The organism is Stenotrophomonas sp. STEN083 (assembly GCF_056759195.1).
The window spans coordinates 1-11,198 of record NZ_JBRRCU010000102.1; the positions used below are offsets into that span (position 1 = coordinate 1).

Here is an 11,198-nt window from a genome sequence, read left to right on the forward strand (position 1 = left end):
GCATCTGATTGCAGTTGCGGGGTAGTTGCTGATACAGAAAACGGAGCGCGAAAGCGCTCCGTTTTTGTTGATGTAGTGCCGAGCCATGCTCGGCAGGGGCCTTCCCAGGACGAAATCCGCATGTTGTGCCGAGCCATGCTCGGCAGGGGCTTTCCCAGGACCAAATCCGCATGTAGTGCCGAGCCATGCTCGGCAGATGCCTTATCGGCAATGCCATTGCCGAGCATGGCTCGGCACTACAAACAGCAAAGGGCGCCCAATGGGCGCCCTTTGCATACAACCTGCAGCAACCGCCTCAGTTACGCGACTGCAGCTTCGACAGCAAACGCAGGAACTCGATGTACAGCCACACCAGGGTGACCATCAGTCCGAACGCGCCGTACCACTCCATGTACTTCGGTGCGCCGGCTTCAACGCCGCTTTCAATGAAGTCGAAATCCAGCACCAGGTTCAGCGCGGCGATCACCACCACGAACAGGCTGAAGCCGATGCCGATCAGGCCCGAACCGTGGATGTAGGGGATGTTGATGTTGAACAAGCCCAGCACGATCGTCGCCAGGTACACCAGGGCGATGCCGCCGGTGGCTGCCACCACACCCAGCTTGAAGTTCTCGGTGGCCTTGATCAGTCCGCTGCGGTAGGCGAACAGCAGGGCGAACAGGGTGCCGAAGGTCAGCAGCACCGCCTGGAACACGATGCCGTTGAAGCGCACTTCATAGACTGCCGAGATCGAGCCGAGGAACAGACCTTCGGCCAGGGCATACAGCGGCGCGCTGACCGGTGCCCAGGTCTTCTTGAAGATGGTCACCATTGACAGGATGAAGCCGACAATCAGGCCGCCCCACATGTAGAACTTTGCCGCCGGCAGCAACTCGCCGCTGTCACTGATGGTGCCGTTCCATGCGAACGCAGCAGTCAATGCGGCCAGCAACAACAGGAATCCGGTTTTGTTGACGGTGCCGTTTATGGTCATCGCATCGGCGCCGCGTGACACCACGCTGCCGCTGCCAAGGTCGAGGAAAGTGGTGTCGGAAAGGGCAGGGTTGCCGCTGCGCATGCAATGCTCCGTTGCTATGAAGTGGGCGGGAATTGGACGCCAGCATACCCAATTCAAATTAAATGAAATTAACCGTTGACAGGTTGGTGTGTTTTTCCCACAATAGCCGACCTTTCCGGGGTATCGGGAAGAGATTCACCGCCGGGGTATAGCGCAGTCTGGTAGCGCGCCTGCTTTGGGAGCAGGATGTCGGGGGTTCGAATCCCTCTACCCCGACCATCCAACTCACCAAGTGCGTGTTGGAGTGCGACAATCCGGTCAGAGCGCCCGTAGCTCAACTGGATAGAGCACCGGCCTTCTAAGCCGGCGGTTACAGGTTCGATTCCTGTCGGGCGCACCAATCGGTGCAAGCGGTAGGTGAGTAAGGTTTCAGTGGTGGCTGTAGCTCAGTTGGTTAGAGTACCGGATTGTGATTCCGGTGGTCGGGGGTTCGAATCCCCTCAGCCACCCCACTGTTTCAACGGCGCCGGAGTGAAATCCGGGCTTGCAATAAAGGTCAGGTTGCGGCATTATTCGCGTCCTGATTTTCAGGGCTGTTAGCTCAGTTGGTAGAGCAGTTGACTCTTAATCAATAGGTCCAAGGTTCGAATCCTTGACAGCCCACCAAATCAAGAAAGCCGTTGGAGCAATCCAGCGGTTTTCTCTTTTTATGTAAGCCCGGTGTTTTGGGCGGGTGCATGAAACACGCTAGTAGTGTAGAATTCACCTCGAAGTTTCAGGGCTGTTAGCTCAGTTGGTAGAGCAGTTGACTCTTAATCAATAGGTCCAAGGTTCGAATCCTTGACAGCCCACCAAATCAAAAAGCCGCTGGAGAAATCTGGCGGCTTTTTTCTTAGCCAGGCGGCGTTCCGTCCGGGCATTGTTGAGGCGCTCATTGTTGGGCTGGTGCGCAGGTGCGGCTGGCTTCCGCTTTGCTGGCGCTCCTGCAACAATGCTGTGCTGAGTCAGTATTGCGAAAGTGGCGGAATTGGTAGACGCCCTGGATTTAGGTTCCAGTGCCGCAAGGCGTGGGGGTTCGAGTCCCCCCTTTCGCACCAGTGGCCGGTGATTTGCTCCCGGTCCGAGTATCCCAGATATGCCTGTATGGCCGCCCCCGCTGGCGGCCACGGGCGATATCGGCCAAACTAAAGGGCTGCGGTGCATAGCCGCGCCCTACAACCGTTTCATCCATCACATCGAACCGGCGCGGTTGCCGCCGGTGGCAGGAGTCAACATGCAAGCTTCGATCGAATCCACCGGCAATCTGGAACGCCGCCTGAGCTTCTCGCTGCCGGAAGAGCGTCTGCAGGGGCATATCAGCGGCCGTCTGGGCGAAATCGCGCGCACCGCGCGCATCAAGGGTTTCCGTCCGGGCAAGGTGCCGGCCAAGGTGATCGAACAGCGTTTTGGCCCGCAGGTGCGTGCCGAGGCACTGGACGGCCTGCTGCGCGAGACCTTTGATGCCGCTCTGCGCCAGCACGAGCTGCGCATTGCCGGCAACCCGCGCATCGACAAGGCAGGCGAAGGCGAGTTCGACTTCGTTGCCACCGTTGAGCTGATCCCGGATTTCGGCGACGTCGACGTCACCAAGCTGACCGTCGTGCGCCACAGCGCCGAAATCAGCGACGCCGATATCGACCAGATGATCGAAAACCTGCGCGCCCAGCGCCGTACCTGGAAGCCGGTTGCACGCGGCGCCCAGGAAGGCGACCTGGTCGGCCTGGAAACCTGGTCGCAGGTTGGCGACGAGCGTCTGCCGGCCGAGGGTGTCGAGAAGGGCACCATCATCATCGGCCAGGGCATGATGTTCGAGCAGATCGAAAAGGGGCTGATCGGCCTGGCCAAGGGTGAAGAAAAGACCCTGGACGTCGAGTTCCCGGCTGACTGGCGCGTGCCTGCGCTGGCTGGCAAGACCGTGCAGGTCACCGTCAAGGCGGTTGAAGTGTCCGAGCAGGACATGCCGGAAGTCGACACCGCCTTCATCAAGAGCTTCGGCGTGAAGAACGGCGACGTGGAGCAGTTCCGCGCCGACATCCGCTCCAACCTGGAGCGCGAGCTCAAGGGCGCGCTGATGAACCGCCTGCGTCGCGAAGTGGGTGAGCAGCTGATTGCCGCCTATTCCTCGGTTGAGCTGCCGCCGCGTCTGGTCGAGGGCGAAGCCCGCTCGATGCTGGCCCAGCAGATCGATGCCATCCGTCGCCAGGGCGGCAACCCGGGCGAAGTGCCGGCCGATGCCCACGAAGGCTTCAAGGACGCCGCTTCCAAGCGCGTGCTGGTCGGCCTGCTGGTCGGTGAAGTGGCCCGCAAGAACGAGCTGCGCCTGGACCCGAAGCGCCTGAACGAAACCATGCGCCTGATTGCTTCGACCTACGAAGAGCCGGAGCAGGTCATTGAGATGTACCGCAATGATCCCCAGCTTATGTCGGGTCTGCAGAACCGTGTGATGGAAGAGCAGGTCATCGACTGGATCGCCGAGCGTGCCCAGCACACCGAGCAGGCCTTGACGTTCCAGGAAGCCATCCGCCAGTAAGCTGGCGGTGTTTCATCCCCGCGCCACGGCGCGGGGAGTTCCCTCCCAAAATAGGTGCCTCACGTAATGGACAACCGAACCAAAGCTCTGAACATGGTTCCGATGGTGGTCGAACAGACCAGCCGCGGCGAGCGCGCCTACGATATCTATTCGCGCCTGCTCAAAGAGCGCCTGATTTTCCTGGTTGGTCCTATCGACGACCACATGGCGAACGTTGTGGTCGCGCAGCTGTTGTTCCTTGAATCGGAAAACCCGGAGAAGGAAATCAGCATCTACATCAACTCGCCGGGCGGCGTGGTCACTGCTGGCATGGCGATCTACGACACCATGCAGTACATCAAGCCGGACGTGAGCACCACCTGCATCGGCCAGGCCGCCTCGATGGGCGCACTGTTGCTGGCTGCTGGTGCACCGGGCAAGCGCTTCGCGCTGCCGAATTCGCGCGTGATGATCCACCAGCCGCTGGGCGGCTATCAGGGCCAGGCCACGGACATCGATATTCACGCCCGTGAAATCCTGACCCTGCGTTCGCGCCTGAACGAGGTACTGGCCAAGCACACCGGCCAAGACCTGGAGACCATCGCCCGCGATACCGAGCGTGACAACTTCAAGAGCGCGGCCGAGGCTGCGGCCTACGGTCTGGTGGACCAGGTGTTGGAGCGCCGTCCGGAAGAGAGCATTCAGGCTTCCTGACGCGTTGAACGGCCAGAAAATCGGCCTGATTTTGCAGGGTCGGAACCGGACTAGTGTCCGTCCGGCCCTGTGCTATTCTCGAATTTGAACCCCCTGTTCAGAGGGGGAAGCAACTGGGTAAGCGAAGCATGAGCGAAGACCGGCAAGGTCGTACCGGGGACAGCAGTGGCAAGATTCTGTACTGCTCGTTCTGCGGCAAGAGTCAGCACGAAGTCCGTAAGCTGATCGCAGGCCCGAGCGTGTTCATCTGTGATGAATGCGTGGAGCTGTGCAACGACATCATCCGTGAGGAACTTGAGGAAAAGGCGCAGTCGGCGCGCAGTTCGCTGCCCAAGCCGCGTGAGATCCTCGAGGTGCTCGACCAGTACGTGATTGGCCAGAACCGCGCCAAGCGCACGCTGGCGGTGGCGGTGTACAACCACTACAAGCGCATCGAGAGCCGTTCCAAGAGCGACGACGTCGAGCTGTCCAAGTCCAACATTCTGCTGGTCGGCCCGACCGGTTCGGGCAAGACGCTGCTGGCCGAAACGCTGGCACGGCTGCTCAATGTGCCGTTCACCATGGCCGATGCGACCACCCTGACCGAAGCCGGTTACGTGGGTGAGGATGTGGAAAACATCATCCAGAAGCTGCTGCAGAAGTGCGACTACGACGTCGAGAAGGCACAGCAGGGCATCGTCTACATCGATGAAATCGACAAGATCTCGCGCAAGAGCGAGAACCCGTCGATCACCCGCGACGTGTCCGGCGAAGGCGTACAGCAGGCCCTGCTGAAGTTGATCGAAGGCACTGTTGCCAGTGTGCCGCCGCAGGGCGGCCGCAAGCACCCGCAGCAGGAATTCCTGCAGGTCGACACCAAGAACATCCTGTTCATCTGTGGCGGCGCATTTGCTGGTCTGGACAAGGTGATCCAGGCCCGTTCCACCGCCACCAGCAGCATTGGTTTCGGGGCCAAGGTGAAGAGCGCCGAGCGCAAGCAGGAAATTGGCAAGGTGCTGGCCGAAGTCGAGCCGGAAGACCTGATCAAGTTCGGCCTGATTCCGGAGTTCGTTGGCCGCTTGCCGGTGGTTGCGACCCTGGAAGAACTGGACGAGCCAGCGCTGATCCAGATCCTGACCGAGCCCAAGAACGCCATCACCAAGCAGTTCAAGAAGCTGTTCGAGATGGAGAACGTGGAGCTGGAGTTCCGTCCCGATGCGCTGTCGGCCATTGCCAAGAAGGCGCTCAAGCGCAAGACCGGCGCCCGTGGCCTGCGCACCATCGTCGAGTCGGTGCTGCTGGACACCATGTACGAGCTGCCCTCGCAGGAAAACGTCAGCAAGGTTGTCGTGGACGAGTCGGTCATCGAGAACAAATCCGAGCCGTACATCGTCTACCAGACCCCCGCGGAACCGGCTAAAACCGCCTCTGGCGAGTAAACCCGGGCGAGTTGAGGTGAATAGGCGGTTTCGCCAATCACGTTCAGCTTTCAACAGCTCTTGCAACACCTCGCCGATGGCCCCATAACGGGGCCATCGGCTTTTTTTATTTAGCCTCCACCGAATCTCGGAGCCCCCATGGCCCAGTCCCAACTCGAAGTTCTCGACCTGCCGGTCCTGCCGCTGCGCGACGTGGTGGTGTTCCCGCACATGGTCATCCCCCTGTTTGTGGGCCGCGACAAGTCCATGCAGGCGCTGGAGCGCGCGATGGAGGCCGACAAGCGCATCCTGCTGCTTGCGCAGAAGTCGGCTGAAACCGACGACCCGGCGGCCGCCGACCTGTACACCGTCGGCACCCTGGCGCAGGTGCTGCAATTGTTGAAGTTGCCCGACGGCACCATCAAGGTGCTGGTCGAAGGCCTGTCGCGCGTTGCCGTGGACAAGGTCTACGAAAAAGACGGCTCGCTGCAGGGCCACGGCGTTGAAATCGAATCGGACGATTCGCGCGAGCCGCGTGAGATCGAGGCGATTGCCCGTTCGCTGATGTCGCTGTTCGAGCAGTACGTCAAAACCAACCGCAAGCTGCCGCCGGAGTTGTTGCAGACCCTGGCCGGCATCGAGGAGCCGGCGCGCCTGGCCGATACCATCGCCGCGCATATCGGTGTGCGTTTGGCTGACAAGCAGAAGCTGCTGGAAATCCTGCAGGTCGGCGACAGGCTGGAAATGCTGGTCGGTCTGGTCGATGGCGAAATCGACGTGCAGCAGATGGAAAAGCGCATCCGCGGCCGCGTCAAATCGCAGATGGAAAAGAGCCAGCGCGAGTACTACCTCAACGAGCAGATGAAGGCCATCCAGAAAGAACTGGGTGACCTGGATGAAGCGCCGGGCGAGATGGAAGAACTGGCGCGCAAGATCGCCGAAGCCGGCATGCCCAAGCCGGTCGAGACCAAGGCCAAGAATGAGCTCAACAAGCTCAAGCAGATGTCGCCGATGTCGGCCGAAGCCGCTGTTGTGCGCAACTATCTTGAGTGGCTGCTGGGCGTGCCGTGGAAGAAGCGCACCAAGGTCCGCAAGGACCTGAAGGTCGCCCAGGACACGCTGGATGCCGACCATTACGGCCTGGACAAGGTCAAGGATCGCATCCTTGAATACCTTGCCGTGCAGGCGCGCGTGAAGCAGATGAAGGGCCCGATCCTGTGCCTGGTTGGTCCGCCGGGCGTGGGCAAGACCTCGCTGGGTCAGTCCATCGCCAAGGCCACCAACCGCAAGTTCGTGCGCATGAGCCTGGGTGGTGTACGCGACGAGGCCGAGATCCGTGGCCATCGCCGCACCTATGTCGGTTCGATGCCGGGCCGCATCGTGCAGAACCTCAACAAGGTCGGCAGCAAGAACCCGCTGTTCGTGCTGGATGAGATCGACAAGATGTCGATGGATTTCCGTGGCGATCCGTCCTCGGCGCTGCTTGAGGTGCTGGACCCGGAACAGAACAACGCATTCAACGATCACTACCTCGAGGTCGACCTGGACCTGAGCGAAGTGATGTTCGTGGCCACCTCCAATTCGCTGAATATTCCGGGTCCGCTGCTGGACCGCATGGAAGTGATCCGCATCCCGGGTTACACCGAAGACGAGAAGCTCAACATCGCCACCCGCTACCTGTTGAGCAAGCAGCTCAAGGCCAATGGTCTGAAGGCGGAGGAGCTGGCGATCGAGGAAGATGCCATCCGCGGCATCGTGCGTTATTACACGCGCGAATCCGGCGTGCGTAACCTCGAGCGCGAAATCGCCAAGATCTGCCGCAAGGTAGTGAAGGAAATCGCCTTGGCCGGCCCGCAGCCGGTGAAGAAGGCGGCCGCCAAGAAGTCGGCCAAGAAGCCGAAGGCCTTGGTGGTTGTCGATGCGAAGAACCTGGACAAGTACCTGGGCGTGCAGCGTTTCGACTTCGGCCGTGCCGAGGAAGAAAACGAGATCGGCCTGGTCACCGGCCTGGCCTGGACCGAAGTCGGCGGCGAGCTGCTGCAGGTCGAGTCGACGCTGATCCCGGGCAAGGGCGCGGTCACGCTCACCGGCCAGCTTGGCAATGTGATGAAGGAATCGGCGACGGCCGCCTTGTCGGTGGTGCGCGCGCGCGCCGAAGCACTCGGCATCGATGTGGATTTCCTGCAGAAGCACGACGTCCACCTGCATGTGCCCGATGGCGCAACGCCGAAGGATGGTCCGAGTGCCGGCATCGCGATGGTGACCTCGCTGGTGTCGACGCTGACCAAGGTGCCGGTCAAGGCCGAAGTGGCGATGACCGGCGAGATCACCCTGCGTGGTCGCGTTACCGCCATCGGTGGTCTGAAGGAGAAGCTGCTGGCCGCGCTGCGCGGCGGCATCCGTACCGTGGTCATCCCTGAAGAGAATCGCAAGGATCTGGTGGATATCCCGGCCAATGTCACCCGCGATCTGACCATCGTGCCGGTGAAGTGGATCGACGAAGTGCTGGATATCGCATTGGCAACGCCGCTGAGGCCGAAGAAAGCAGGTAAAAGTGCGCAGCGTGTCGCAGTTCGCGGCAAGGCAAAGGCAGCTCCCACGGCCCGCGTCAAGCACTGAAATGTGAACGTAAAATCCCTCAAAACCCGCGTCATTAAAGGCTTTTCAGCTTGCGCGGGTAGGGGGGCGCTGGTATAAAAGTGCGACTCACGCAGCAGTAGTTTTTTGCTGGCGTGTTTGCAGGTTCTTCGGCAGTCGTGCGTCTTGGGGACGTACGGGTGCCACTCAATAATTCCGCGGATTACCGCAAAGGGAGTTTTACAGAATGAACAAGACCGAATTGATTGATGGCGTTGCCGGTGCTGCTGACCTGACCAAGGCTGAAGCTGGCCGTGCGGTTGATGCTGTCATCGCCGAGATCACCAAGGCCCTGAAGAAGGGTGAGGCCGTGACTCTGGTGGGCTTCGGTACGTTCCAGGTTCGTGAGCGCGCTGCGCGCACCGGCCGTAACCCGAAGACCGGCGAAGAGATCAAAATCGCTGCTGCAAAAAATCCTGCCTTCAAGGCTGGTAAAGCTCTGAAAGACGCTGTAAACTAAGCGGCTCAGCTGGGGTGCTTAGCTCAGCGGTAGAGCGTCTCCCTTACACGGAGAGGGTCGGGGGTTCGAAACCCTCAGCACCCACCAAGTTAAGCATTGCAGTACAGTTTGAAAGTGTGGAGCGGTAGTTCAGTTGGTTAGAATGCTGGCCTGTCACGCCGGAGGTCGCGGGTTCGAGTCCCGTCCGCTCCGCCAGATGTCTCAAAGCCCTCGGCGCAAGCCGGGGGCTTTTTTTTTGCCCGGCGATTGGCAGCGGCCGAGTTGGGCGCGGGGCAGGAAGCGGGTTAAACTGCCCGGCTCGCCACTCAGGCCTCGATTTGCCCATGCTGCAGAAACTTCGCGACAAGACCTCAGGCTGGATCGTTACGGTGATCATGGGCCTGTTGATGATCCCGTTCCTGTTTGTGATCGACAACAGCTACCTCGGTGGCGTCGGCGCACAGAACGTTGCCAAAGTGTCGGCCCCGCCGTCGTGGTGGACCTCGGCACCTTCATGGTGGCCGGTGTCGTTCCTTTGGAACCACCACGAAGTCAGTGTTGAGGACTTCCGTGCCCGTTTTGAACAGGCACGCATGCAGGCGCGTGAGCAGCAGGGTGACAACTTCGACCCGCGCGAATTTGAAACCGCGGAAAACAAACGCCTCGTGCTCGATCAGCTGATCGACGAGCAGGTTGTGCGCCTGGCTGCCGAAGACGCGCATATCGTCATCGGTGACAAGGCCGTGCGCGACTACATCGCTGCTATCCCAGCGTTCCAGAAGGACGGCAAGTTCGATCCGGACCAGTACCGTCTGGCGCTGGCGCAGAGCATGCCGCCGCGTACGCCGGCCATGTTCGAGCAGCTGGTACGTTCCAGCCTGCAGCAGTCGATCATTCCCTCGGCACTGGCCGAGTCGGGTTTCACCACCAAGGGCGAAAGCGAGCGTCTGTTGAAGCTGCTGGGCGAAACCCGCGACGTGGAGTTCGCACTGCTGCCGGTCGTTGCGGCGGATACCGCTGCGGTTACCGATGCCGAGATCGAGCAGTGGTACAAGACGCATCCGAAGGATTTCCGCCAGCCGGAAAGCGTCACCATCGAATACGTTGAGCTCAACGCTGCCAGCATGCCGGCAGCGACTGCCGCCAATGAGGCCACCCTGCGTCAGCGCTATGAAGATGAGAAGGCGCGTTTTGTCAGTGCCGACCAGCGTCTGGCTTCGCACATCCTGATTGCCAAGGGCAGCGATGAGAAGGCGGCCGAGGCCAAGGCGGCCAAGCTGGCCGCCGAAGCCAAGCAGCCGGGTGCCGACTTCGCTGCACTGGCCAAGGCCAACTCGGAAGATCCGGGTTCCAAGGATTCCGGTGGGGACCTGGGCTGGGTTGAGAAGGGCGTGATGGTCAAGCCGTTCGAAGACGCGCTGTTCGCCATGAAGGCCGGTGACGTGGTTGGCCCGGTCAAGACCGAGTTCGGCTACCACGTGCTGAAGCTGCGCGAGGTCAAAGGTGGCGAAGGCCGTCCGTTCGAGGAAGTGCGTGATCAGCTGGCTGCCGAGCAGCTGCAGGCCGATACCGAGAAGGCATTCAATGACCTCAGTGGTCGCCTGGTGGATCTGGTTTACAAGAACCCGACCGAACTGGCTGGTGCTGCCAAGGAAGTTGGTTTGCCGGTGCAGACCTTGGGTCCTTTCAACCGCGCCACCGCCAGCGGCATCGCTGCCAATCCGGCAGTGCTGAAGGCTGTGTTCTCCGATGCACTGAAGGAAGACGGCACGGTCAGTGACCCGATCGAGCTGGCGCCGAACCACACGGTCATGGTCCGCGTTACCGCACACACTCCGGAGCAGGCAATTCCGCTGGCACAGGCGCGTGAGCAGGTGATTGCGGCGGTGCGTGCGCACCGTGCCGAAGAGGCCTCGAAGAAGGCTGCTGACGCGCTGCTGGCCAAGTTGAATGCCGGTCAGACCCTGCAGGCATTGGCTGGCAGCGAGCAACTGCAGTTGCTGCCGATGCCGGGCCTGCCGCGCACCGCGCCGATGCCGACCGCTGAAGCCAACCGTGCCGCGTTCACCGCAGCGGCTCCGGTCGGCGACAAGCCGAGCTATGGCAAGGTCGAGATGGAGCCGGGCCGCTATGCCGTGTTCGCGGTCACCAAGGTGACCCCGGGCAACCCGGCTGAAGTGCCGGAAGCCCAGCAGGCCATGCTCAAGGACCAGCTGAGCCAGATCGATGGCGCCGCCGCAGCCAAGGCCTACGTCGACGGCATGCGCAAGCGCTACAAGGTGCAGGTGCAGGAGTCCCAGCTCTAAGCATCAAAGCAGCAACAAACAAAAGCCCGGCGAAAGCCGGGCTTTTTGTTGATGTAGTGCCGAGCCATGCTCGGCAGGGGCGTTACCGATAGAGCCAGTAGCACCGGTAGTGCCGAGCCATGCTCGGCAGAGGCGTTACCGGTGTTCTTCCAGTTTGGGG

At 60.9% G+C, this 11,198-nt stretch carries 7 protein-coding genes and 8 tRNA genes; 14 read left to right on the forward strand and 1 reads right to left on the reverse strand.

Features of this window, described 5'->3' with window-relative positions; translation table 11 throughout:
* Window positions 1-295: 295 nt before the first annotated feature.
* The gene (locus tag ACVOK8_RS18745) at window positions 296-1,057 is read right to left on the reverse strand and encodes a Bax inhibitor-1/YccA family protein (RefSeq protein ID WP_481513480.1); all 762 of its coding nucleotides are present in this window, start codon (window positions 1,055-1,057) and stop codon (window positions 296-298) included.
* 142 nt (window positions 1,058-1,199) lie between these two features.
* Between ACVOK8_RS18745 and ACVOK8_RS18750 the strand changes: the two genes are divergently transcribed.
* From ACVOK8_RS18750 to ACVOK8_RS18815, 14 genes are all read left to right on the forward strand, one after another.
* Window positions 1,200-1,276 (forward strand) — tRNA-Pro (locus ACVOK8_RS18750).
* Window positions 1,277-1,320: 44 nt separating this feature from the next.
* A tRNA-Arg gene (locus ACVOK8_RS18755) sits at window positions 1,321-1,397 on the forward strand.
* 35 nt (window positions 1,398-1,432) lie between these two features.
* Window positions 1,433-1,509 (forward strand) — tRNA-His (locus tag ACVOK8_RS18760).
* Between the two features lie 78 nt (window positions 1,510-1,587).
* A tRNA-Lys gene (locus tag ACVOK8_RS18765) sits at window positions 1,588-1,663 on the forward strand.
* 112 nt (window positions 1,664-1,775) lie between these two features.
* Window positions 1,776-1,851, forward strand: a tRNA-Lys gene (locus tag ACVOK8_RS18770).
* 158 nt (window positions 1,852-2,009) lie between these two features.
* A tRNA-Leu gene (locus ACVOK8_RS18775) sits at window positions 2,010-2,094 on the forward strand.
* 176 nt (window positions 2,095-2,270) lie between these two features.
* A complete protein-coding gene (gene tig, locus ACVOK8_RS18780; RefSeq protein WP_481568143.1) occupies window positions 2,271-3,566 on the forward strand; it encodes a trigger factor in 1,296 nt (431 codons plus the stop codon).
* Between the two features lie 66 nt (window positions 3,567-3,632).
* The gene (gene clpP, locus ACVOK8_RS18785; RefSeq protein WP_057629317.1) at window positions 3,633-4,259 is read left to right on the forward strand and encodes an ATP-dependent Clp endopeptidase proteolytic subunit ClpP; all 627 of its coding nucleotides are present in this window, start codon (window positions 3,633-3,635) and stop codon (window positions 4,257-4,259) included.
* Between the two features lie 128 nt (window positions 4,260-4,387).
* Window positions 4,388-5,677 carry an ATP-dependent Clp protease ATP-binding subunit ClpX gene (gene clpX / locus ACVOK8_RS18790; protein WP_481568144.1) on the forward strand — a complete coding sequence of 430 codons (1,290 nt, stop codon included), beginning with the start codon at window positions 4,388-4,390 and terminating at the stop codon, window positions 5,675-5,677.
* A 138-nt stretch (window positions 5,678-5,815) separates the two neighbouring features.
* Window positions 5,816-8,275 (forward strand): endopeptidase La, encoded by a 2,460-nt coding sequence (lon, locus tag ACVOK8_RS18795; protein ID WP_481568145.1) that lies wholly within the window; start codon window positions 5,816-5,818, stop codon window positions 8,273-8,275.
* 205 nt (window positions 8,276-8,480) lie between these two features.
* The gene (locus ACVOK8_RS18800) at window positions 8,481-8,753 is read left to right on the forward strand and encodes an HU family DNA-binding protein (protein ID WP_481513476.1); all 273 of its coding nucleotides are present in this window, start codon (window positions 8,481-8,483) and stop codon (window positions 8,751-8,753) included.
* A 12-nt stretch (window positions 8,754-8,765) separates the two neighbouring features.
* Window positions 8,766-8,840 (forward strand) — tRNA-Val (locus tag ACVOK8_RS18805).
* A gap of 31 nt (window positions 8,841-8,871) precedes the next feature.
* Window positions 8,872-8,948: transfer RNA gene (locus ACVOK8_RS18810), tRNA-Asp, on the forward strand.
* A 128-nt stretch (window positions 8,949-9,076) separates the two neighbouring features.
* Window positions 9,077-11,038, forward strand: a complete 1,962-nt coding sequence (locus ACVOK8_RS18815) for a peptidyl-prolyl cis-trans isomerase (protein ID WP_481568146.1) — start codon at window positions 9,077-9,079, stop codon at window positions 11,036-11,038.
* The last annotated feature ends 160 nt before the right edge of the window (window positions 11,039-11,198 follow it).